The organism is Bartonella sp. MM73XJBT (assembly GCF_028618465.1).
Taxonomy (GTDB): Bacteria; Pseudomonadota; Alphaproteobacteria; order Rhizobiales; family Rhizobiaceae; genus Bartonella.
The window spans coordinates 1-22,798 of record NZ_JAQISY010000012.1; the positions used below are offsets into that span (position 1 = coordinate 1).

A 22,798-nucleotide genomic window follows, 5' to 3' on the forward strand; every position below is an offset into this window, starting at 1 on the left:
ATTTATTTGGATAAACAAGATGTTCTGGTCATCAGTCCCAATCTAGCAAGAGATATTTTAAAGCATAATCAACAGGGAGCACAGGTATGTGGTTGGAAAGATGGTCAAGAAAGAAGATAACACAAAACAACTGACAGAAACGGAACAACAGCTTCTTCATGAGATGATAGAAACGTACCAAGGCATAAAGATGATGTTACGCTTTATGAAGTGGATTGCCCTTATTGTCTTCATGTTTGTAATCGATTTAGCTCGTTTTATGGAGGCGCTAGACAATATTCTCTCACACTGTAAAAAATGGCTCACGAAGAGTTAGAGCTTTTTTAGCCATTATTACTCCTTAAAAAGGTCAGAGTGTGTCCCAGTCCAAATAAGATGTAATTTTTCACCTTCAATCCGATAAATTAGCAACCAATCTGGTTTGAAATGACTATCATGACAACCAGCCCAATCACCTTTTAGTGGGTGATCGCAATAATGTCTTGGTAATGGTTTCTATTCGATCAGTAAGCTCAATAGTGTATGCAGTTTATTCATATTTTATCGCGTTTTTCCGCCTTGCGCACGTCACGTTTGAATTGTCCTGAACGAACAGGAAACAGCATATTAGATTCCTAAGTCTTTAAATAAGGCATCAGCGTCTTTAAACATCTCACCTTTACCCTCATCTAATTCCTTTATAGCTTTGCGTGTGATACGATTAGGTACTTTAATATCAAAAGGCAAACAACCTTCTTCAGCTACACGCAAGAATGTTATGCGGATAAGATCTGATGCGCTTAATCCCATACGTTCTAAGGTAATCATTGCTTGTTTTTTCATTTCAGTGGGAATGCGGGCCCGAACAACTGAAAATCGGCTTTCTCATAGTATCCTCCAATGCATTAATGGCTATTGTGGAGTAGCTACATTATAGCCTCAAGTTAATTTCTAAAATTAGAGACCCTCTGGATATTTGGTACGGCTAAAAAAACACTTCGAAAAGAAGTTCTGATTCGCAATAATTAAAGCTATATTAGAAAATCCTATTTCGTCACTTTTACTCAAACATCCCTAACCTTAAAAAAGGTGTGAGAAACCAATAGCTTATTTGTCATATAAAATGAAATGGTGGGCGATGAGAGACTCGAACTCCCGACATCCTCGGTGTAAACGAGGCGCTCTACCAGCTGAGCTAATCGCCCAATGCAATGATCAGCAATTGAATGAGCACTCTTTAAGGAAAAAAAATTGTAAACGCAACAATAAAGATGATGTTTGACGATTTTTTTTAAAAAATGCATAAGTTTGCTTGACATCAATGAATGAACCCCTTACACGACCGCTTATACCAATCATAAATTGGTTTGGAATGTGCGAGTGTAGCTCAGTTGGTTAGAGTGCTGGCCTGTCACGCCGGAGGTCGCGGGTTCGAGCCCCGTCACTCGCGCCATTTCTAAGTTTCTTTATCAAATCCTGTTTTATTGAGTAAAATGCCTTTGTATGCAGAATATATAGCCGTAAAGTGTTAGCTTTAGAGTACTCTTTAAAATAGAGATTTTTCTTCTTTTTATGTGCTTTATAAGAATAAGGCTTGCGTCTTTTTTTGCTCTGCGTTACCTATGTCGATAGGAAAAGTGCCGCCCAACATGTCATTAAAATCATACGAGCGGGATTAATAGAGCAATTAATAATTTCTATTTGATTTAATAATGTGGAGTGATTACGTTAATTCATATCATTTCATTTAAGGTGGAAGCAGATTATGACTCATTTATTGAGCTCTTATTTACCGGTTTTGATCTTTATCATTGTTTCAGCAGTTATTGCGGGGGTTCTTTTAATTGTGCCTTATATTGTGGCTTATCGTTCTCCTGATCCAGAAAAATTATCGGCTTATGAATGCGGGTTTAATTCGTTTGATGATGCGCGCATGAAGTTTGATATTCGTTTTTATTTAGTATCAATTTTGTTTATTATTTTTGATCTTGAAGTTGCTTTTCTTTTTCCTTGGGCAGTTTCGTTTAGTTCGATAGGGATTTTTGGCTTTTGGTCAATGATTGTGTTTTTAGCACTTTTAACTATCGGATTTATATATGAATGGAAAAAAGGAGCTCTTGAATGGGATTAATATCTGACAATTCCATGATGATTGCTCCAAAGTCAAAAGGGATTATTGATCCCAATACGGGCAAGTTGATAGGTGCTGATGACGAGTTCTTCCGTGATGTGAATGCTGAATTATCAGATAAGGGATTTTTAGTTACCTCAGCAGATGCCTTAATCACTTGGGCGCGTACCGGATCTCTCATGTGGATGAGCTTTGGTTTGGCTTGTTGTGCTGTCGAAATGATGCAGTGTTCCATGCCTCACTACGATAATGAGCGTTTTGGATATGCACCACGCGCTTCACCCCGCCAATCAGATGTGATGGTCGTAGCGGGTACTCTAACAAATAAGATGGCACCGGCTTTAAGAAAAGTCTACGATCAAATGCCAGAGCCACGTTATGTGATCTCTATGGGGTCATGTGCAAATGGTGGTGGATATTATCATTATTCTTATTCAGTTGTACGTGGCTGTGATCGTATTGTGCCTGTGGATATTTATGTTCCAGGGTGTCCTCCTACGGCGGAGGCATTGCTGTACGGTATATTATTGTTACAGAAAAAAATCCGTCGTACTGGTTCTATAGAGCGATAGGGGGCTCATTGTTATGATGAATGAAACATTGGTTGAACTTGCTACCTATTTGAAAAGTAGATTAGGTGATAAGCTTGAAGAAACCATTCTGGCATTTGGTGAATTGACTATTGTTTCGCGTCTTGATGCAATTACAGACGTTTTAATGTTTGTTCGTGATGATTCTTGCTGTCAGTTTATTAATATTACAGATATTAGCGGTGTTGATTATCCGTTTCGTGATAAACGTTTTGATGTTTCTTATCAACTCTTATCCCCTCGCGAGAATTTACGCTTGCGTGTTAAAGTGCGTACTGATGAAAATACTCCCGTTGCCTCTGCATGTTCTATTTACCCTGGGGCAGAGTGGTATGAGCGTGAGACGTATGATATGTATGGAATTTTATTTTCAGGGCATCCTGATTTAAGGCGGATTTTAACGGATTATGGTTTTGAAGGGCATCCTTTGCGCAAAGATTTTCCTGTAACTGGATTTGTTGAATGTCGTTATGATAATGAGGTAAAGAGAGTGGTTTATGAGCCGGTTGTTTTGCGACAAGAGATGCGTAATTTCGACTTTCTTTCTCCTTGGGAAGGAGGGCAACATGTTTTACCATGTGATGAAAAAGGGGATGTCAATAAATGACATTGAAGCAGGTAAGGCTTAAGATGAGAGTCTAAATTCTTAGAATAATCGAGTTCTTAGTAATGAGAGTTTTTGTTAATATTTGATATCAAGTTTTTTAGAAAAGCAAGGGGTTTATTGTGGCTGAGGTCAATGTTCGGAACTTTAATATCAATTTTGGACCGCAGCATCCTGCAGCGCATGGGGTTTTGCGCATGGTTCTGGAATTAGACGGTGAAGTTGTTGAGCGTGTAGATCCGCATATTGGATTGTTGCATCGCGGTACCGAAAAATTAATGGAAACAAAAACCTATCTTCAAGCTGGCCCTTATCTGGATCGTTTAGATTATGTTGCTCCTATGAACCAAGAGCATGCTTTTGTACTTGCTATTGAAAAATTATTGGGCGTTGAGGTTCCAAAACGAGGGCAGTTAATACGTGTTTTGTTTTCTGAAATTGGGCGTATTCTTAATCATTTACTTAATGTAACAACGCAGGCAATGGATGTTGGTGCACTGACGCCACCACTTTGGGGATTTGAGCAACGCGAAAGATTGATGATTTTTTATGAGCGTGCGTGTGGAGCACGTCTTCATGCCAATTATTTTCGTCCTGGTGGTGTGCATCAAGATTTACCAGAATCTTTAATTGAAGATATTGGCAATTTTATTGATCCGTTTCTTATTGCTCTTGGTAAGCTTGATGCACTTATAACGCCAAATCGGATTTTTAAGCAGCGTAATGTAGATATTGGGGTGGTGAGTATTGATGAGGCTTGGGCGCGTGGTTTTTCTGGGGTTATGATTCGTGGAGCCGGTGTAGCATGGGATTTGCGTAAGAGCCAACCTTATGAGTGTTATGATGAAATGGAATTTGATATTCCTGTAGGTAAGAATAGTGATTGTTATGACCGTTATTTGATTCGTATGGAAGAGATGCGGCAATCAGCAAAAATTATGCGCCAATGCGTGAATCGTTTGCTTAGTACTGAAAAAAATGGACCAGTTTCGAGTTTAGATCGTAAAATTGTACCCCCAAAGCGAAGCGAAATGAAAAGTTCGATGGAAGCGCTTATTCACCATTTTAAACTTTATACGGAAGGCTTTCATACTCCTCCTGGTGAGGTATATGCTGCTGTGGAAGCTCCAAAGGGTGAGTTTGGAGTTTATCTTGTTTCTGATGGTACGAATAAACCTTATCGTGTCAAGTTGCGTGCTCCTGGTTTTGCTCATCTTCAGGCTATGGACTTTTTAACCAGAGGGCATATGTTGGCGGATGCTACCGCTATTTTGGGTTCGATTGATATTGTTTTTGGGGAGGTTGATCGCTAATGTCCGTACGCCGTCTTGCAGATGATATCTATCAGCCTACAGAGTTTTCTTTTACAAAAGAAAATCAGATGTGGGTGAAAAATACCATAGAAAAATATCCTGTCGGGCGCGAGCAGTCTGCTGTTATTCCATTACTCATGCGTGCTCAAGAGCAAGATGGCTGGGTGACACGTGCTGCGATTGAACATATCGCGCAGATTCTTTCCATGGCTTATATTCGAGTTCTAGAGGTTGCAACTTTTTATACTCAGTTTCAACTCAAACCCGTTGGAACAAAAGCACATATTCAAGTTTGTGGAACAACTCCCTGTATGTTACGTGGATCTGATGAATTGATTAAAGTTTGTCAGAAAAAAATTCATCATGATCCTTTCGTTACTAATCCGGATGGAACATTATCATGGGAAGAGGTAGAGTGTCTTGGCGCTTGTGTTAATGCTCCCATGGTTATGATTTTCAAGGATACTTATGAAGATCTTACAGCTGAGCGTCTTGAAGAAATTATTGATGCATTTGAAGCGGGAAAAGGTTCTGAAATAGCGGTTGGTCCACAAAATAGCCGTAAATCATCGGAGCCGATTAGCGGTTTAACTTCTCTTATTGATGAAGAAAAGAAGTCACTGAAATCTTCAAAGAAAAAGGATAAAGAAGGAATGGAAGCATAGTAAATATTTTTTCTGATAAAAGATATTTTATTGTTTTATTCATTGCAGAAACATTTGATGAAAAATAAAAATTTTTGAAAAAATGTTTAAGAATTGCGTTTGAGGAAAAGCTAAAAATGCTACGGGTAATAGAAAAAAAGGTGGGGTATGTTAGCTGATAAGGATCGCATTTTCACCAATCTTTATGGTTTAAAAGACAAATCACTAAAAGCTGCAATGTCGCGTGGGCATTGGGACGGTACCAAGGCGATTATTGAAAAAGGCCGTGACTGGATCATTGATGAGGTCAAGGCATCAGGTTTGCGTGGACGTGGTGGTGCGGGTTTTCCTACTGGAATGAAATGGTCATTTATGCCCAAACAAAGTGATGGTCGTCCTCATTATTTGGTTGTAAATGCCGATGAATCAGAGCCTGGAACATGTAAAGACCGTGATATTTTACGCCATGACCCCCATACTCTCATTGAAGGATGTGCAATTGCTACTTTTGCCATGGGAGCGAATATTGCTTTTATTTATATTCGCGGTGAATATATTCGTGAGCGTGAAGCGCTTCAAGCTGCTGTTGATGAATGTTATAGTGCAGGTTTGCTTGGCAAAAAAACGAAATATGGGCATGCATGCGATATTATTATTCATCATGGTGCGGGTGCTTATATTTGTGGTGAAGAAACGGCTCTTCTTGAGAGCCTTGAGGGAAAAAAGGGACAACCTCGGCTTAAACCACCATTTCCTGCCAATATGGGAATTTATGGTTGTCCAACGACCGTCAACAATGTAGAATCTATTGCCGTTGTTCCAACGATTTTACGCCGTGGTGCTTCATGGTTTTCATCAATTGGACGTGCAAATAATGTTGGAACGAAATTGTTTATGGTTTCTGGACATGTAAATGCACCTTGTACATTTGAAGAAGCTCTTGGTGTTTCTTTTCGTGAGTTAATTGAAAAACATACAGGCGGTATTCGTGGCGGATGGAATAATCTTTTAGCAGTTATTCCAGGCGGGGCTTCTTGTCCAGTCGTTCGTGGAGAAGATATGGTTGATGCGATCATGGATTTTGATGGGATGCGTGATGTAGGGTCTTCTTTTGGTACTGGGGGTGTCATTGTTATGGATAAAACAACCGATATTATTAAGGCAATTTGGCGTATAGCTGCTTTCTTCAAGCATGAAAGTTGTGGTCAATGTACACCGTGTCGTGAAGGTACGGGGTGGATGATGCGTCTTTTAGGGCGTATGGTTGAAGGAAGAGCGCAAAAGCGCGAAATTGACCTTTTGTTTGAAGTCTCTAAACAGGTAGAAGGGCATACTATTTGCGCTCTTGGTGATGCAGCCGCATGGCCTATACAGGGATTGATACGTAATTTTCGTCCAGAAATTGAGCGTAGAATTGATGATTATACGCGAAATGTCGTGCAAAGAAAAAATCCTGCTTTGGAAGCGGTTGGATAGAGGTTTTTGTTTTATAGAGCAATGAAATGCAAATTTAAGTGGATTATCCGCAGGCTGGATGAGTGATGATAAATATCAAAGTTGATGGTAAAGAGATTGAAGTCCCTGATTACTACACGTTGCTTCAAGCTGCTGAAGCTGCTGGTGCTGAAGTGCCACGTTTTTGTTTTCATGAAACTTTATCAATTGCTGGAAATTGTCGCATGTGCTTGGTTGAGGTTAAGGGAGGACCTCCAAAACCTCAGGCGTCTTGTGCGATGGGGGTGCGCGATTTACGAGCTGGGCCTAATGGTGAAGCGCCAGAAATTTTTACCAATACAGAGATGGTAAAAAAAGCACGTGAAGGTGTGATGGAGTTTCTTCTCATCAATCACCCTTTGGATTGTCCTGTCTGTGATCAGGGGGGAGAGTGTGATCTTCAAGATCAAGCAATGCTCTATGGACGCGATTGTTCTCGATATACAGAAAATAAGCGTGCTGTAGAAGATAAATATATTGGACCACTTGTAAAAACTGTTATGACACGCTGTATTCATTGCACACGTTGTGTTCGTTTTACGACAGAAGTAGCAGGTATTTCTGAACTTGGATTGATCGGTCGTGGTGAAGATGCTGAAATTACGACATATCTTGAAAAAGCCATGACATCTGAGTTGCAAGGCAATGTTATTGATCTTTGTCCCGTTGGAGCTTTAACTTCAAAGCCTTATGCATTTCATGCACGTCCTTGGGAGTTGAGTAAAACAGAATCAATTGATGTCATGGATGCACTTGGGAGTGCAATCCGCATTGATAGCCGTGGTCGTGAAGTCATGCGGATTATGCCGCGGACAAATGAAGATGTAAATGAGGAATGGATTTCTGATAAGACACGTTTTATTTGGGATGGATTACGTACGCAACGCCTTGATAGGCCATATGTACGCAAAGATGGAAAACTTCAGTCTGTAAGTTGGACAGAAGCTTTTGAAAAGATAAAAATGGTGGTTTCTAAAACCTTACCAGAAAAAATGGGGGCAATTGCAGGGGATCTTGCGTCCATTGAAGAAATGTATGCACTTAAAAAATTACTCATTTCACTAGGATCTAACCTCTTTGATTGTCGTCAAAGAGGAATGGCTTTATCTTCTCAATTAGGCCGTTCGAGTTATATTTTTAATCCAACGATTGCAGGTATTGAACAGGCTGATGCATTGCTTATTGTGGGCTCTAATCCGCGCCATGAAGCAGCTGTTTTAAATGCGCGTATTTTAAAGCGTCAACGGATGGGACAGTTTCCCATCGCCTTAATTGGTGAGAAAGTCGACTTACGGTATCCTTATTCTTATCTTGGAACTGGTACTGATGCATTGAGTGCGCTTATTCGTGGAGAAGATGCGTATTTTAATGTCTTAAAAGAAGCGAAAAGGCCGCTTATCCTGATTGGGGAGGGGGCTGTTTCAGGTAAAGAAGGTTTAGCTATTGTAAAAAATCTTGCCAAATTAGCTGATAGTGTTGGAGCTCTTAGTGCGGAATGGAATGGCTTTGCAGTTCTTCACAATGCAGCATCAACGGTTGGGGGATTGGACATTGGTTTTACTTCTGAGCTTGGGGTTGCAAATATTCTTAAAACCTGTGAAGTTTTATTTTTGCTTGGTGCTGATGAAGTAGAATTAGCCAATACAAAAGCTTTTGTAATTTATATTGGTAGCCACGGTGATAATGGTGCACATGCTGCTGATGTTATTTTGCCGGCATCAGCTTATACTGAAAAATCAGGACTTTATGTGAATACAGAAGGACGTGTGCAAATGACAAATCGGGCTGGTTTTGCTCCAGGTGAGGCGAAAGAAGATTGGGCAATTTTACGTGCCTTATCGGATATTTTAGGGCAAAAACTTCCATTTGATACCCTTTCTCAGTTAAGACAGAAACTCTTTAATGATTATCCGCATCTTTGTGCCATTGATGATATCATACCTTCTGATATAGATAATCTTAAAGCGCTTGGTTCACATATGATTACTCTGGAACGGCAAGCATTTACTTCTATGGTTAGAGACTTTTATTTGACAAATCCGATAGCGCGTGCTTCTGCAGTTATGGCTGAATGTTCATCTCTTGCGAAAAATCGTGCCACGCAAGCTGTAGGGTAGGGGCAGAGGGAAAAGAATAATGATGTATGATTTCTTTATGACTTGGCTATTACCATTACTCATTATAGTTGGCAAAACACTTCTCCTTTTGGTCGTTCTCTTGATTTTAGTTGCTTATCTTCTTTACGCGGATAGAAAAATTTGGGCGGCTGTGCAATTACGGCGTGGTCCAAATGTTGTTGGTCCATGGGGGTTGTTGCAGTCTTTTGCAGATTTAATTAAATTTGTTGTTAAGGAGCCTATTATCCCTGCTGGTGCGAATAAGGGCGTTTTTCTTTTGGCACCATTCGTTTCTGCGACACTTGCTTTGTCAACGTGGGCTGTTATCCCTGTTAATGAGGGGTGGGAGATTGCCCATATTAATGTTGGTTTGCTTTATATCTTAGCTATTTCATCTCTTGAAGTGTATGGCGTTATTATGGGAGGGTGGGCATCCAATTCCAAATACCCTTTCTTGGGAGCTCTTCGTTCAGCAGCACAGATGGTTTCTTATGAAGTTTCCATTGGGTTTGTACTTGTAACGGTCATTTTAATAAGTGGTTCATTGGATCTCACAACCATTGTTTATAAACAAAATCATGGGCTTGGAACGACTCTTGGTCTTCCTTTTAATAGTTTTCTTGATTGGAATTGGCTTATTCTTTTTCCGATGTTTATTATATTTTTCATTTCCGCACTTGCAGAGACAAATCGTCCTCCCTTCGATTTAGTGGAAGCGGAATCTGAGCTTGTTGCTGGCCACATGGTTGAATATTCTTCAACGCCTTACATGCTTTTTTTTCTTGGAGAATATGTTGCTATTGTTTTAATGTGTGCATTAACAACTATTTTATTTTTAGGTGGTTGGTTGCCTCCTTTGGATGTTTGGTGGCTTAATTGGGTTCCTGGTGTTATTTGGTTTATTTTAAAAGTTTGTTTTGTATTTTTTTGGTTTGCTATGGTCAAAGCGTTTGTGCCACGTTATCGCTATGACCAACTCATGCGACTTGGTTGGAAGATTTTTCTTCCTCTCTCACTAGCAATGGTTGTCATAACTGCTGCTTTTTTAAAGTATACTGGTTTTGCTTAAGAGGAGTTTTTACAATGTCAGGTCTTTTTCAGGCAGCAAAGTCACTCCTTTTATTAGAATTTGTGAGTGCTTTTTTCTTAGCCATGCGTCAATTTTTTGCGCCAAAGCCTACGATTAATTATCCTTATGAGAAGGGGTTTGTTTCTGAACGTTTTCGTGGAGAACACGCACTTCGTCGTTATCCAAATGGAGAAGAACGGTGTATTGCTTGTAAACTGTGTGAAGCAATTTGTCCCGCACAAGCGATTACCATTGAAGCAGGGCCGAGGCGTAATGATGGTACGCGTAGAACTGTTCGTTATGATATAGATATGGTGAAGTGTATTTACTGTGGTTTTTGTCAAGAAGCTTGTCCAGTTGAAGCTATTGTAGAAGGACCAAATTTTGAATTTGCCACAGAAACGCGAGAAGAACTTTATTATGATAAAGAAAAGCTTTTGATGAATGGAGATCGCTGGGAGCGAGAAATTGCTCGCAATATATTGATAGATGCACCGTATCGTTAAGTGTATCATTTGAGGTGTCGGATAATTTTTCCGATAAATTGTAATCTGGTATAAAATTTTGTACCAATTTCGTAGTTAATTGAGGAGAAGCCTATGCTAACAGATCTAGCGGCGGCATTTTTCTATTTATTTGCTTTTATTATGCTTGCAAGTGCAGTTATTGTTGTAACTGCACGAAATCCTGTGCATTCTGTTTTATTTTTAATATTGGCATTTTTTAATGCTGCAGCTTTGTTTTTACTTGCAGGGGCAGAATTTTTGGGACTTATTCTCCTAGTTGTTTATGTTGGTGCTGTAGCGGTTTTATTTTTATTTGTCGTTATGATGCTTGATGTGGATTTTGCTGAGTTTAAAAGTGGTGCACTTCGGTATGCTCCTATTGGAGCTCTTGTTGGGGGTATTGTCGCTGTAGAATTAATTGTTGTTTTTGTAAGTAGCCATTTTTCTCCAGTTCTTAAAACACACATTACACAGCCAACACCAGACCTAGCACAGCGAACAAATACACAGGCATTAGGTGATATCATTTATACAGATTACGTTTTCTATTTTCAAACGGCTGGAATCATTTTATTGATTGCAATGATTGGTGCGATTGTTTTGACACTTCGCCATAAATCAGGTGTAAAGCGGCAATCTATAGCGGTACAAGTTTCTCGGACAGTAGAAAGTGCAATTGAAATCAAAAAAGTTGAATCAGGCAAGGGCATTTAAGGGGGGGCTATGCACATCGATATTACACATTATCTCATCGTTTCTGCTTTGATGCTTACAATCGGTATTGCTGGTATTTTTCTCAACAGAAAGAATGTCATTATTATCTTGATGTCCATTGAGCTTATATTGCTTTCAGTTAATCTCAATTTTGTGGCATTTTCAGCATTTCTTCATGATCTTGTGGGGCAGATATTTGCCTTATTTATCTTAACAGTAGCAGCTGCTGAAGCTGCAATTGGTTTGGCAATTCTTGTTGTTTTCTTCCGTAATCGTGGTTCTATTGCAGTTGAAGATGTTAATGTAATGAAAGGCTAACCTGTGATGTATTATACGATTGTCTTTCTTCCACTCTTGGGCTTTTTAATTGCTTCATTAGGTGGAAAAACTATAGGAGATCGCTCGAGTGAATTGATAACATGCAGCTTTATGGTAATTGTTGCCGCACTGTCATGGGTTGCTTTTTTAAATATTGCACTTGGTCATAGTCCAGTGGTTGAAATCTTGGTATTGCATTGGCTTGACGTTAGTGGTTTAAGTTTTGATTGGGCTCTCCATATTGATACATTAACAGCTGTTATGCTTATTGTTGTGAACAGTGTTTCGGCTTTAGTGCATATTTATTCGATTGGTTATATGCATCATGATCCTTCAAGGTCTCGTTTTTTCTCTTATCTTTCTCTCTTTACATTTATGATGCTGATGTTGGTGACATCCAATAACTTACTGCAGATGTTTTTTGGCTGGGAAGGTGTGGGGCTTGCATCTTATTTGCTCATTGGTTTTTGGTTTCAGAGGGATTCTGCTAATAAAGCTGCGATGAAAGCCTTTGTGGTTAATCGTGTTGGAGATTTTGGTTTTCTGTTGGGAATCTTTAGTATTTTTGTTTTATTTCAATCGGTTGATTTTAATTCTATTTTTGCAAAAGCCGCAGACAATAGCTTCGTACAAAATATGACGTTTTTAGGCTGGCAGCTTGATGGACAAACGGCCATTACTGTTACATGTCTTTTGTTGTTTATTGGTGCAATGGGAAAATCAGCACAATTTCTTTTACATACATGGCTTCCTGATGCCATGGAGGGACCAACGCCTGTATCAGCGCTTATTCATGCAGCGACAATGGTAACGGCCGGTGTCTTTATGGTTGCGCGTATGTCACCAATTTTTGAACTTTCTTCAATTGCTTTGACTGTGATTGTTATTGTTGGAGCGACGACTGCGTTTTTTGCAGCAACTGTGGGATTGGTGCAGAATGATATTAAACGTGTTATTGCTTATTCTACATGTTCACAACTTGGTTATATGTTCGTCGCTCTTGGTCTTGGAGCTTATGGGGCAGCTGTTTTTCATCTTTTTACGCATGCTTTTTTTAAAGCCCTCTTGTTTCTTGGTGCAGGCTCTGTCATTCATGCTGTATCCGATGAACAAGATATGCGAAAAATGGGTGGGTTACGCAAGCATATAAAGATAACTTATTGGATGATGATGATAGGCACCATTGCCTTAACAGGAGTTGGGATTCCAGGAACAGTTTTCGGGACTGCTGGTTTTTTCTCCAAGGATGCGATTATAGAGTCTGCTTTTGCATCGCATAATATTGCGGCAGGATATGCTTTCTATCTTCTTGTTATTGCTGCCTTTTTAACAAGTTTTTACTCATGGCGGCTTATCTTTATGACATTTCATGGTAAACCACGCGCTACAGTTGATATTATGCATCATGTTCATGAATCTTCCCCAGTGATGTTGATTCCACTGTTTATTTTATCTCTTGGAGCAATATTTGCTGGTGTTGTTTTTCACCCTTATTTTTTTGGTGACTTATATGATGCTTTTTGGAAGGGAGCATTATTTACAAGCAGCCACAACCACATTCTGCATGATGCGCATCATGTCTTTAATTGGGTAAAATGGTCGCCTTTTATAGCGATGGTTCTTGGATTTACAATAGCCTATTTATTCTATATTTCTTTTCCTTTTCTTCCCAAAAAGTTGGCTGGAATTATGCCAGCGATGTATAACTTTCTGTACCAAAAATGGTATTTTGATCAATTATATCACTTTTTGTTTGTTCGTTCTGCTTTCAGAATAAGTTTTTTTCTTTGGAAGGTGGGGGACGGTAAAATTATTGATGGTCTAGGTCCGAATGGTATTGCAGCACGTGTTGTTGATATTACAAATAGAGTTGTTCGGATGCAAACAGGCTATCTTTATCACTATGCATTTGCGATGCTGATAGGTGTTGCATTGCTGATCACATGGATGATGATCGGGGGCGTGAACTGATGACCGATTGGCCTATTCTTTCTACGGTTACATTTTTGCCGCTTGTAGGTGTGCTGCTCATTTTATTTATCAAAGATGATAGCGAGACAGCACGGCATAACATACGGAATGTAGCATTTTTTACGACTGTGTTTGTTTTTATTATTTCCCTAGTGATTTGGGCAGGCTTTGATTATACAAACACGCATTTTCAAATGGTTGAGAAAGTCAATTGGTTAGGAGGTGGCATTAGCTATCATATGGGTGTTGATGGTATTTCTATTCTTTTTGTTGTTCTCTCGGCTTTTCTTTTGCCTTTTTGTATTTTGGCAAGCTGGGAGAATGTGAAAGATAGATTAAAAGCTTATATGATTGCTTTTCTTCTCCTTGAAGTTGCAATTATTGGTGTTTTTTGCGCTCTTGATGCAATATTATTCTATGTGTTTTTTGAAGGCAGTCTCATACCAATGTTTATTATTATAGGCGTTTGGGGTGGAGCACGTCGTGTCTATGCAAGTATAAAGTTTTTCTTATATACTTTACTTGGTTCAGTACTTATGCTGGTTGCTCTTATGGCTATGTATTGGCAGGTTGGAACACTTGATATACCAACTTTACTCAATTATCAATTTCCTGCACATATGCAAATATGGTTATGGTTAGCATTCTTTGCTTCTTTTGCTGTTAAAATGCCCATGTGGCCGGTTCACACATGGCTCCCTGATGCCCATGTGGAAGCACCAACGGCAGGTTCGGTTATTTTAGCTGGTGTTTTGCTCAAATTGGGTGGTTATGGTTTTCTGCGTTTTTCTTTACCAATGTTTCCTATTGCTTCAGCTAATTTTGCACCTTTGGTTTTCTCGTTATCGCTTATTGCTATTATTTACACATCTTTGGTTGCACTCGTTCAAAATGACATAAAAAAGTTGATTGCCTATTCCTCAATAGCGCATATGGGGTATGTGACGATGGGAATTTTTGCTGCAAATGAACAAGGTATCCAAGGAGCTATTTATCAGATGCTATCCCATGGAATTGTTTCAGCAGCTTTATTTCTTTGTGTTGGAGTTATTTATGATCGTTTGCATACACGTGAAATTTCAGCATTTGGTGGTTTAGTGAATAACATGCCCAAATATGCTGTTGTTTTCTTAATCTTTACTATGGCAAACGTTGGATTACCTGGTAGCTCAGGATTTTTAGGTGAATTCTTAACCTTAATAGGTGTTTTTCAAGTGAATAAATTGGTTGTTGTTTTTGCTACAACTGGCGTTATTTTATCGGCTGCCTATGCACTTTATCTTTATCGGCGTGTAGTTTTTGGTTCTTTGGATAAAGAGAATTTAAAAGTCCTTATAGATCTTTCTTCAAGAGAGAAATTGATTCTTTATCCAATGGTTGTTCTTACAATATTTTTTGGTGTCTATCCAACGCCACTTCTTAAAGCAACGGCGTTTTCCGTAGAAGCCCTCATCAATAAACTGCACTAGATAGGGAAGAATGCACATGCAAACTGAAATAATCGCACAATTAGTATTAGTTCTTCCAGAGATTCTCATAGCATTAGGAGGCGTTGCATTACTTTTAATTGGTGTTTATTCCAGTGAGCGTTCCTTTTTAACTGTAACGGGTTTAGCAATTGCCCTTCTTGTTGCAACTATTATTATTATTGTTGTTTTTCCGAAAAGCGGCTTATTTCAAACCAATGCGCTCATTATTGACTCTTTTGGTCGTTATATGAAAATTCTAACGCTTGTTGGTGCACTTTTTGCTGTTATTATGTCTGTTGGTTTTACCAGTTCTCAAAAGTTCAATATATTTGAATTTCCTGTGCTGGTTCTTTTTGCAACTCTTGGCATGATGCTGATGATTTCAGCGGGTAATATGCTATCACTTTATATGGGGTTGGAATTACAATCCCTAGCTTTATATGTTCTTGCTGCAATCAATCGTGATAATGTAAAATCTTCTGAAGCTGGTATAAAATATTTTGTTTTAGGAGCGTTATCTTCAGGATTACTGCTTTATGGTATTTCTCTGCTTTATGGCTTTACTGGTCAAATTGGTTTTCACGAAATTTCCACTGCTTTAAAAGGTGAAAGCTTACAATTGGGAGTTATTTTTGCAATTGTTTTTATTTTAGCAGGTTTGGCTTTTAAAATTTCTGCAGTTCCATTTCATATGTGGACACCTGATGTTTATGAAGGAGCACCAACACCTATTACAGCATTTTTTGCTGGTGCTCCTAAAATTGCTGCGATGGCACTCATTATTCGTATTATTGTTATGACCTTTATTCCACTGGAGAATACTGACGGCTCTATGCCTGCATGGCAGCAAATTTTGGTGTTCATGGCGATTACATCGATGCTCCTTGGTGCATTTGCTGCAATTGGTCAGAGCAATATTAAGCGTTTAATGGCTTATTCATCAATTGGTCATATGGGATATGCCCTTGTTGGTTTAGCTTCTGGTGATATGCTTGGAATAAAAAGTGTTATTCTTTATATGACTATTTATCTTGGTATGACGCTTGGTTCATTTGCTTTTATTCTTGGGATGCGCTCGAGTAATGGACATGTTGAAAATATTTATGATCTTTCAGGGCTCATAAAGACGAATCCGTTTATGGCTGTTGTGATGACAATACAACTTTTCTCTCTAGCAAGCATACCACCTATGGCTGGTTTTTTTGGGAAATGGTATACATTTTCTGCTGCAGTCCATGCTGGACTTACTCCCCTCGCTGTTATTGGGATGATAGCGTCTGTTGTTGGAACTTTTTATTATTTGCGAGTCATCAAAATTATGTGGTTCGATGATGCAAAAGCATCTTTTGTTGTGTTATCAAAAGAGTTGCAGTTTTGTCTCGGACTTTCTGCATTATTTGTTTTATTTTATATGCTTTTTGGAGTCTGGTTCATGGAATTGGCAGAAAAAGCAGCAGCTGCATTGTTTTAATATGGTCTATATTTTATCAGAATTTGCACAAAAACAAGGATACACTGTTGAAGCATACGAAAGCGTTGATTCAACAAATCTCATTGCACAGCAGAAAGCGCAAGCTGGTCACAAAGGTTATCTTTGGGTTGTTGCACAAGAACAAACACAGGGAAGAGCAAGAAGAGGGAGGACATGGTCTAGTCCGAAAGGGAATCTTTATTCTAGCCTTTTATTAATTGATGGCATTGTTCATCAAACTGCTGCTCAGCTTGGTTTTGTTGCTGGAGTAAGTGTGGTAGAGACCATAGAACAATTTACAGAAAATGAAAAGCAAAAGAGCGATATCGTTAGCTTAAAATGGCCAAATGATATTTTGCTGAGAGGAGCAAAAAGTGCCGGAATTTTGCTCGAGATTTTTAAATCTCCATCACAATATTCAGCATTGGTTGTTGGTATTGGGATAAATGTAAGACATCATTATGAAAACGCTCCCTATCTCACTTCAAGCTTAAAGAATATTGGTTTGGATATTGAAATAGAACAGTTATTTGCGGTTTTAACGGAGTGTTTTGCTAAAAATTACCTTCTTTGGAAACAGCTTGGAGGATGTGATGTAATCCGCGAAAAATGGCTTTTATATTCTGCTCACCTTGGGCAGCATGTCAAAATAGTGAATGATGAAAAAATCATCGAAGGTGTTTTTGATGGTCTTGATCGTGATTTTAACTGCATCATAAAACAAAAAAATGGTGAGAAAAGCATTATAACAGCTGGAGATGTTCATTTTGGTTCGGCAGCTTCTGTTCATGCAGATCGTTACTAATTTATCAAATTTTATTTTACTGTCAGATTGCCTTAATGATTGAGGAGATGTCTATGGTTTCAGCCAATGAGAATGAGTTTGTTTTTTTACCTTTAGGAGGAGTAGGTGAAATAGGAATGAATCTGGCTGCTTACGGATTTGGACCACAGAATCTGCGTGAATGGCTGCTTGTTGATATGGGAGTTAGTTTTGCTGGTCCTGAATTACCAGGAGCAGATCTTATCCTCCCTGATATTCGTTTTCTGGAAAGTGAAAAACACAATGTACGTGGTCTTGTTTTAACCCATGCTCACGAAGATCACTATGGTGGTGTTCTTGATTTATGGCCAAAGCTTAAAGTCCCACTTTACTGTACACCTTTTACGGCAGGATTATTGGAATCTAAAAGACAATCAGATTTTGAATCTTATAAAATTTCACTCAATATTTTTCAAGCTGGTGATTGTTTTCAGGTAGGTTCCTTTGCGCTAGAGGCTATAGCTGTTAACCACTCGATACCAGAATCTGTATCTTTGGCAATTACAACATCTTTAGGCACTGTAATTCACACTGGTGATTGGAAAATTGATCGTACACCTTCACTTGGGCCTGTAACGGATGAAAAACGATTACGCGTTCTAGGCAATAAAGGTATTTTGGCATTGCTTTGTGATTCTACAAATGCATGTCGGGATGGTATAACACCATCAGAACAGCAAGTTCAGACAAGCCTCTGTGAAGTTTTTTCAAAAGTTGAAGGGCGCGTCGTACTTGCAACTTTTTCCTCTAATATTGGTCGAATACGTTCTATTGCTCTTGCTGCTGAATCCGTTGGGCGCAAGGTTCTTGTTGTTGGACGCTCTCTAAAACGAAGTATTATGGTTGCTCAAGAGCTTGGTTATATGGATGGTTTAGCACCATTTGTGACAGAAGATGATTATGGGTATATTCCACGGAAAAATCTCGTTTTAGTCGTAACAGGGAGTCAAGGGGAATCGAGTGCGGCTTTAGCTAAACTTTCACGTGGTGAAATGAGAAATATTGCACTTTCTATTGGTGATACTGTTATTTATTCATCACGCAGTATTCCAGGAAACGAGAAAGCTATCTTTGAGATACGAAATCGTTTTATCGATAGGGGCATAAAAGTTATTACGAATGAAGATGCTCTCGTTCATGTTTCTGGTCACCCCCGTCGCTTAGAACTTTTACAAATGTATGATTGGATAAAACCACAAATCCTTGTTCCTGTGCATGGTGAGGCAATACATCTTACTGCTCAGGCGGATTTAGCACGTCAAGCAGGTATTAAAATTGTTAGGGATATTAGAAATGGTCATATGCTGCGCCTTGCACCAGAGCCAGTAGAAGTTATTGATCAAGTTTCTGTTGGTCGTCTCTATAAAGATGGTTGTCTTATTGGTGATGAAAATGAATTAGGAATTCGGGAACGTCGAAAATTAAGTTACGCTGGTCACGTTGCAGTTTCTCTCCATATGAATAGCAAGCATGAGTTATTGGGTGATGTCGGTTTTACCACATTCGGTCTGCCTGAAAGCAATGGAAAAGGAGGAAAATTGAAAGATATTCTTTTAGATATTGTAGAGAATACAGTTTATAGCATCCCACGCATAAAACGAAAAAATAATGACCTCATTCGAGAAGCAACGCGGCGTGCAGTGAGAGCAGCTGTTTATGAAATTTGGCAAAAAAAGCCACTCTGTACAGTTTTTTTACATCGATCAAAATAAAGTATTTGAGTATTGCGTTATTTTCTTTTTAATGAAGAAAAAGAGAAGGGACAGATCATTTTATTGCTAAAAGCAAGCGTCGGAAGCAAGAGATTCCCTAAATTTTTTAACAATCTGTTCGTTATGTTTGCAAGCATTCAGAATGTCGCTATAGATGATAAGTATATACTCTATTTAAATTGTTCTTATATGATAGGTCTGATTAGGAGTTAGTTATTTCAATGCGTCTTTCTCAATATTTCCTTCCACTTTTAAAAGAAAATCCTAAGGAAGCAGAAATTGTTTCTCATCGATTGATGTTACGTGCAGGTATGATTCGTCAACAAACCTCAGGAATTTATTCTTGGCTTCCTTTTGGGAAAAAAGTACTTGATAAAGTTTGTAAGATTATTCGTGAGGAGCAAGAACGAGCAGGTACCATAGAAATATTAATGCCTACAATTCAGTCTGCAGATCTTTGGCGTGAAAGTGGTCGTTACGATGATTACGGTTTGGAAATGCTCCGTATTAAAGATAGGCAAGAGCGTGATTTACTCTATGGTCCAACAAACGAAGAGATGGTAACAGATATTTTCCGTTCCTATGTTCGTTCTTATAAAGATCTTCCGCTTAATTTGTATCAGATTCAATGGAAGTTTCGTGATGAAATCCGTCCACGTTTTGGTGTGATGCGTTCACGAGAATTTTTAATGAAAGATGCTTATTCTTTTGATCTTGATTATGAAGGTTCTCAAACATCATATAATCGCATGTTTATTGCTTATTTACGTACTTTTTCTCGACTTGGCTTAAAGGCAATTCCTATGCGTGCTGATACAGGCCCAATTGGTGGTGAACTTAGCCATGAATTTATTATTTTAGCAGAAACTGGAGAAAGTGCTATATTCTGTGATAGACAATTTCTTGAACTCACGGTTCCAGACAGTTCAATCGATTTTAGTGATAAAGCTGTTTTGGCTGATATTGTTAAACAGTGGACGTCTTTTTATGCAGCGACAGAGGAAATGCATAATGAAGAAGAGTGGGCTAGAGTTTCTGATCAAAATCGTCTTTCAGCGCGTGGCATTGAAGTAGGGCATATTTTTCACTTTGGTACGAAATATTCTGCACCCATGGGAGCAAAAGTTATGGGACAAGACGGAAAAGAGCATGTCGTTTCTATGGGGTCTTATGGTATTGGACCTTCACGTCTTGTTGCAGCTGCGATTGAAGCTTCTCATGATGAAAATGGTATTATTTGGCCAAAGCCGATTGCTCCGTTTGATGTGGGTATCATCAATATGAAGCCTGATGATGAGAAATGCACATATGCGTGTGAAACTCTCTATCAGGGATTAAGACATGCTGGTTTTGATCCATTATTAGATGATAGAAAAGAGCGTCCTGGATCGAAATTTGCAACGATGGATCTCATTGGCTTGCCAACACAAATCATTGTCGGACCTAAAAACATTGCACAAAATGAAGTTGAAATGAAAGATCGAAAAACAGGTGTCAAAGAATCCTTAACGATTGAAGATGTACTCAAACAGTTTTCTGTAGTTTGATAGGCAATGTTATGAAGAGGTTGAGCAGTAAATGGTTTTCATCTTATGAGTGGATGATCGCTTTTCGTTATATGATTCCCAATAAAAAACATGTTGTAGCATCTGTGATTTCCATCATTTCTCTGATTGGCATTATGCTGGGAGTGTTTGCTTTAGTTGTCGTTATGGCTGTGATGAATGGTTTCCGTACAGAGCTTCTCAACCGTATTCTTGGTATGAATGGGCACCTTGTTGTTCAAGCAGTTGATTCCGGTTTTACCGATTATAAAACCCTTATTTCTTCTTTAGAAGCTGTGAATGGTGTAAAGTTTTCTCTACCTGTTATTGAAGGGCAAGCGCTTGTTCAAGGTGAGCTTCAAGGAGGGGCTGGTGCGTTAGTTCGCGGTATGCGCAAACAGGATTTAGAGAAGCTTAAAACAGTCTCTCAAAATATTAAGTTAGGTTCACTTGCGCTCTTTGATAAAGAGGAAGGTGTTGCAATTGGCAGTGGTTTGGCCGAAAAATTGGGACTTACCGTTGGGCGTGATCTTCGTATTATTACTCCAGATGGCGATGCCACTCCTTTTGGAGTAACGCCACGTGTTAAAGCGTATAAAGTGACAGCTATTTTTGAAGTTGGTATGTCTGACTATGATTCAATATTCGTTTTTATGCCTCTTCATGAAGCGCAAATGTTTTTTAATTTGGGAGATACGGTTCAATCTTTAGAATTATTTTTGAATAATCCTGATGCCGTTGATCGAATAAAACCAGTTATAGAAAAAGCTATAGGTCAACAAGTTTATTTAATTGATTGGCGTGAGCGCAATCAGGCTTTTTTTTCAGCCTTACAAATTGAACGCAATGTTATGTTTTTTATTCTTTCTCTGATTGTTCTTGTTGCGGCTTTGAATATTATTTCAGGACTCATTATGCTTGTAAAAGATAAAAGCCATGATATTGCGATTTTACGTACGATGGGTGCACAACAAAGTGCGATTTTACGTATATTTATTGTCACAGGCATGATGATTGGATTCATTGGAACAATATTAGGCTTAATTTTCGGTGTGATAGCGACCGCGAATATTAATCATATCCAAGATTTTATTTCTTGGTTATTTAATGTCGATGTTTTTAATCCTCAACTTTACTTTTTGACAAAATTGCCTGCGCAAATTGAATGGGGACAGACAGTTCTCGTTGCCATAATGGCTTTATTTTTATCATTTTTAGCAGCTCTTATTCCGGCATGGCGTGCTGCTAAGCTGGATCCTGTCCAAGCTTTGAGGTATGAATAATGACGGCTATTTTAGAGCTTGTAGAGATTGAGCAACATTTTTTTGAGAGTCATAAGCCTCTCATTATTTTAGATAAGGCAAATTTTATTCTTAATCGCGGAGAACTTGTTGCACTTGTAGCACCATCTGGTGCAGGAAAATCAACTCTGCTTCATATTGCAGGATTATTAGAAAAACCAACGGCTGGTGATGTGATGTTACGGGGAGTTTCTTGCGCAAAACGTTCTGATAGTGAGCGAACAGCCATTAGACGAAATGATATCGGTTTTGTCTATCAATTTCATCATTTGCTTCCAGAATTTACAGCTTTAGAAAATGTTATGATACCACAAATGATAGCGGGATTTAAAAAATCTCTTGCAGAAGATCGTGCACTTAAATTGCTGACATATCTGCGTATTTCTCATCGCGCCAATCATCGCCCATCAGAATTATCAGGTGGAGAACAACAACGTGTCGCTATTGCACGTGCAGTAGCAAATGGTCCTTCAGTTCTTTTGGCGGATGAACCTACCGGAAATCTTGATCCTGTAACTTCAGCTTATGTTTTTCAAGCTTTATCCGCGCTTGTTCGTCAATCTGGTCTTTCTGCTCTTATTGCAACGCATAATTATGCTTTGGCTAAACAAATGCATCGTCGAATTACACTCAAAGAAAAGAAGATTATTGAACTTCCCTAGATGAGGATGCAGAATTTATTCTACAAATTGGAAATTTAACTTATACATCATCACTTAATTCAAGGAGACATTTATGGCAGTTTTTGTCGTTGACGAAAATCAATTGGATGTGCGTCGTCGCCGATTGATTTTTCGTGCATGGCACCGCGGTATTCGTGAGATGGATCTCATTTTTGGACACTATGTAGATGCACATATTGCTGGGATGAGTGATAAAACGGTTTCTGAACTTGAGTATATTATGTCTTTTGATGATCGTGATTTATTAACGTGGATTACAGGAGAAACTTCCCCTCCCGTAGAAGTTAATAGTCCACTTTTTCGTGACATTGTAAATTATCATGTTTGCGTAGATTTAAATTGATT

General features: G+C 38.8%; 21 protein-coding genes, 2 tRNA genes and 2 pseudogenes. 22 read left to right on the forward strand and 3 right to left on the reverse strand.

Annotated features, from left to right (window positions below; genetic code table 11):
- The first annotated feature begins 88 nt into the window (after window positions 1-88).
- The gene (locus PVV69_RS05380) at window positions 89-316 is read left to right on the forward strand and encodes a hypothetical protein (protein ID WP_273756752.1); all 228 of its coding nucleotides are present in this window, start codon (window positions 89-91) and stop codon (window positions 314-316) included.
- 17 nt (window positions 317-333) lie between these two features.
- Here PVV69_RS05380 and PVV69_RS10050 read toward each other — a convergent pair.
- From PVV69_RS10050 to PVV69_RS05395, 3 genes and pseudogenes are all read right to left on the reverse strand, one after another.
- Window positions 334-605: pseudogene (locus PVV69_RS10050) on the reverse strand (type II toxin-antitoxin system YafQ family toxin).
- Window position 606: 1 nt separating this feature from the next.
- A pseudogene (locus PVV69_RS05390) lies at window positions 607-852 on the reverse strand (type II toxin-antitoxin system RelB/DinJ family antitoxin); the annotation flags it as partial.
- A 256-nt stretch (window positions 853-1,108) separates the two neighbouring features.
- A tRNA-Val gene (locus tag PVV69_RS05395) sits at window positions 1,109-1,184 on the reverse strand.
- 171 nt (window positions 1,185-1,355) lie between these two features.
- Between PVV69_RS05395 and PVV69_RS05400 the strand changes: the two genes are divergently transcribed.
- From PVV69_RS05400 to PVV69_RS05500, 21 genes are all read left to right on the forward strand, one after another.
- Window positions 1,356-1,432: transfer RNA gene (locus PVV69_RS05400), tRNA-Asp, on the forward strand.
- 312 nt (window positions 1,433-1,744) lie between these two features.
- Complete coding sequence (locus tag PVV69_RS05405) at window positions 1,745-2,110, forward strand: NADH-quinone oxidoreductase subunit A (RefSeq protein WP_273721358.1); 366 nt, start codon at window positions 1,745-1,747, stop codon at window positions 2,108-2,110.
- Window positions 2,101-2,682 (forward strand): NADH-quinone oxidoreductase subunit B family protein, encoded by a 582-nt coding sequence (locus PVV69_RS05410; RefSeq protein WP_273721356.1) that lies wholly within the window; start codon window positions 2,101-2,103, stop codon window positions 2,680-2,682. Before PVV69_RS05405 ends, PVV69_RS05410 begins: the two co-directional genes overlap by 10 nt.
- A gap of 16 nt (window positions 2,683-2,698) precedes the next feature.
- Window positions 2,699-3,307 (forward strand): NADH-quinone oxidoreductase subunit C, encoded by a 609-nt coding sequence (locus PVV69_RS05415; protein WP_273756777.1) that lies wholly within the window; start codon window positions 2,699-2,701, stop codon window positions 3,305-3,307.
- A 119-nt stretch (window positions 3,308-3,426) separates the two neighbouring features.
- A complete protein-coding gene (locus tag PVV69_RS05420) occupies window positions 3,427-4,617 on the forward strand; it encodes an NADH-quinone oxidoreductase subunit D (RefSeq protein ID WP_273756753.1) in 1,191 nt (396 codons plus the stop codon).
- Window positions 4,617-5,282 carry an NADH-quinone oxidoreductase subunit NuoE gene (nuoE, locus tag PVV69_RS05425; protein ID WP_273756754.1) on the forward strand — a complete coding sequence of 222 codons (666 nt, stop codon included), beginning with the start codon at window positions 4,617-4,619 and terminating at the stop codon, window positions 5,280-5,282. Before PVV69_RS05420 ends, nuoE begins: the two co-directional genes overlap by 1 nt.
- A 147-nt stretch (window positions 5,283-5,429) precedes the next feature.
- A complete protein-coding gene (nuoF, locus tag PVV69_RS05430) occupies window positions 5,430-6,737 on the forward strand; it encodes an NADH-quinone oxidoreductase subunit NuoF (protein WP_273721351.1) in 1,308 nt (435 codons plus the stop codon).
- A gap of 65 nt (window positions 6,738-6,802) precedes the next feature.
- Window positions 6,803-8,872, forward strand: a complete 2,070-nt coding sequence (gene nuoG / locus PVV69_RS05435) for an NADH-quinone oxidoreductase subunit NuoG (protein WP_273756755.1) — start codon at window positions 6,803-6,805, stop codon at window positions 8,870-8,872.
- A gap of 22 nt (window positions 8,873-8,894) precedes the next feature.
- Complete coding sequence (gene nuoH / locus PVV69_RS05440; RefSeq protein ID WP_273756778.1) at window positions 8,895-9,941, forward strand: NADH-quinone oxidoreductase subunit NuoH; 1,047 nt, start codon at window positions 8,895-8,897, stop codon at window positions 9,939-9,941.
- Between the two features lie 14 nt (window positions 9,942-9,955).
- A complete protein-coding gene (gene nuoI, locus PVV69_RS05445) occupies window positions 9,956-10,447 on the forward strand; it encodes an NADH-quinone oxidoreductase subunit NuoI (protein ID WP_273721347.1) in 492 nt (163 codons plus the stop codon).
- A gap of 93 nt (window positions 10,448-10,540) precedes the next feature.
- Window positions 10,541-11,161: an NADH-quinone oxidoreductase subunit J gene (locus PVV69_RS05450; protein ID WP_273756756.1), complete on the forward strand. Its 621-nt coding sequence runs from the start codon at window positions 10,541-10,543 to the stop codon at window positions 11,159-11,161.
- A 9-nt stretch (window positions 11,162-11,170) separates the two neighbouring features.
- The gene (gene nuoK, locus PVV69_RS05455) at window positions 11,171-11,479 is read left to right on the forward strand and encodes an NADH-quinone oxidoreductase subunit NuoK (protein ID WP_273721345.1); all 309 of its coding nucleotides are present in this window, start codon (window positions 11,171-11,173) and stop codon (window positions 11,477-11,479) included.
- A gap of 6 nt (window positions 11,480-11,485) precedes the next feature.
- Window positions 11,486-13,450 carry an NADH-quinone oxidoreductase subunit L gene (gene nuoL / locus PVV69_RS05460; RefSeq protein ID WP_273756779.1) on the forward strand — a complete coding sequence of 655 codons (1,965 nt, stop codon included), beginning with the start codon at window positions 11,486-11,488 and terminating at the stop codon, window positions 13,448-13,450.
- Window positions 13,450-14,919, forward strand: a complete 1,470-nt coding sequence (locus tag PVV69_RS05465) for an NADH-quinone oxidoreductase subunit M (RefSeq protein WP_273756780.1) — start codon at window positions 13,450-13,452, stop codon at window positions 14,917-14,919. The genes nuoL and PVV69_RS05465 overlap by 1 nt, the downstream gene beginning before the upstream one ends.
- Before the next feature lie 16 nt (window positions 14,920-14,935).
- Window positions 14,936-16,390, forward strand: coding sequence for an NADH-quinone oxidoreductase subunit NuoN (nuoN, locus tag PVV69_RS05470; protein WP_273756757.1), 1,455 nt, complete (start codon window positions 14,936-14,938; stop codon window positions 16,388-16,390).
- Window position 16,391: 1 nt separating this feature from the next.
- Window positions 16,392-17,195 (forward strand): biotin--[acetyl-CoA-carboxylase] ligase, encoded by an 804-nt coding sequence (locus tag PVV69_RS05475; protein WP_273756758.1) that lies wholly within the window; start codon window positions 16,392-16,394, stop codon window positions 17,193-17,195.
- A 53-nt stretch (window positions 17,196-17,248) separates the two neighbouring features.
- On the forward strand, window positions 17,249-18,925 hold the full coding sequence (locus PVV69_RS05480; protein ID WP_273756759.1) for a ribonuclease J: 1,677 nt from the start codon (window positions 17,249-17,251) through the stop codon (window positions 18,923-18,925).
- 221 nt (window positions 18,926-19,146) lie between these two features.
- Window positions 19,147-20,472 carry a proline--tRNA ligase gene (gene proS / locus PVV69_RS05485; protein WP_273756760.1) on the forward strand — a complete coding sequence of 442 codons (1,326 nt, stop codon included), beginning with the start codon at window positions 19,147-19,149 and terminating at the stop codon, window positions 20,470-20,472.
- An 11-nt stretch (window positions 20,473-20,483) separates the two neighbouring features.
- Entirely contained in the window at window positions 20,484-21,752 is a 1,269-nt protein-coding gene (locus tag PVV69_RS05490; RefSeq protein ID WP_273721337.1) for a lipoprotein-releasing ABC transporter permease subunit, read from the forward strand.
- Entirely contained in the window at window positions 21,752-22,432 is a 681-nt protein-coding gene (locus PVV69_RS05495; protein ID WP_273721334.1) for an ABC transporter ATP-binding protein, read from the forward strand. The genes PVV69_RS05490 and PVV69_RS05495 overlap by 1 nt, the downstream gene beginning before the upstream one ends.
- Before the next feature lie 73 nt (window positions 22,433-22,505).
- Window positions 22,506-22,796, forward strand: coding sequence for a succinate dehydrogenase assembly factor 2 (locus PVV69_RS05500; RefSeq protein ID WP_273721332.1), 291 nt, complete (start codon window positions 22,506-22,508; stop codon window positions 22,794-22,796).
- Window positions 22,797-22,798: the final 2 nt, after the last annotated feature.

Coding starts and splice junctions, on each gene's coding strand:
- PVV69_RS05405 (WP_273721358.1), top strand. CDS start 1,745: ATGACTCATTTATTGAGCTCTTATTTACCGGTTTTGATCTTTATCATT.
- nuoG (WP_273756755.1), top strand. CDS start 6,803: ATGATAAATATCAAAGTTGATGGTAAAGAGATTGAAGTCCCTGATTAC.
- PVV69_RS05495 (WP_273721334.1), top strand. CDS start 21,752: ATGACGGCTATTTTAGAGCTTGTAGAGATTGAGCAACATTTTTTTGAG.
- nuoN (WP_273756757.1), top strand. CDS start 14,936: ATGCAAACTGAAATAATCGCACAATTAGTATTAGTTCTTCCAGAGATT.
- PVV69_RS05450 (WP_273756756.1), top strand. CDS start 10,541: ATGCTAACAGATCTAGCGGCGGCATTTTTCTATTTATTTGCTTTTATT.
- nuoI (WP_273721347.1), top strand. CDS start 9,956: ATGTCAGGTCTTTTTCAGGCAGCAAAGTCACTCCTTTTATTAGAATTT.
- PVV69_RS05500 (WP_273721332.1), top strand. CDS start 22,506: ATGGCAGTTTTTGTCGTTGACGAAAATCAATTGGATGTGCGTCGTCGC.
- PVV69_RS05410 (WP_273721356.1), top strand. CDS start 2,101: ATGGGATTAATATCTGACAATTCCATGATGATTGCTCCAAAGTCAAAA.
- PVV69_RS05465 (WP_273756780.1), top strand. CDS start 13,450: ATGACCGATTGGCCTATTCTTTCTACGGTTACATTTTTGCCGCTTGTA.
- nuoE (WP_273756754.1), top strand. CDS start 4,617: ATGTCCGTACGCCGTCTTGCAGATGATATCTATCAGCCTACAGAGTTT.
- PVV69_RS05415 (WP_273756777.1), top strand. CDS start 2,699: ATGAATGAAACATTGGTTGAACTTGCTACCTATTTGAAAAGTAGATTA.
- nuoH (WP_273756778.1), top strand. CDS start 8,895: ATGTATGATTTCTTTATGACTTGGCTATTACCATTACTCATTATAGTT.
- nuoK (WP_273721345.1), top strand. CDS start 11,171: ATGCACATCGATATTACACATTATCTCATCGTTTCTGCTTTGATGCTT.
- nuoF (WP_273721351.1), top strand. CDS start 5,430: ATGTTAGCTGATAAGGATCGCATTTTCACCAATCTTTATGGTTTAAAA.
- proS (WP_273756760.1), top strand. CDS start 19,147: ATGCGTCTTTCTCAATATTTCCTTCCACTTTTAAAAGAAAATCCTAAG.
- PVV69_RS05480 (WP_273756759.1), top strand. CDS start 17,249: ATGGTTTCAGCCAATGAGAATGAGTTTGTTTTTTTACCTTTAGGAGGA.
- nuoL (WP_273756779.1), top strand. CDS start 11,486: ATGTATTATACGATTGTCTTTCTTCCACTCTTGGGCTTTTTAATTGCT.
- PVV69_RS05475 (WP_273756758.1), top strand. CDS start 16,392: ATGGTCTATATTTTATCAGAATTTGCACAAAAACAAGGATACACTGTT.
- PVV69_RS05490 (WP_273721337.1), top strand. CDS start 20,484: ATGAAGAGGTTGAGCAGTAAATGGTTTTCATCTTATGAGTGGATGATC.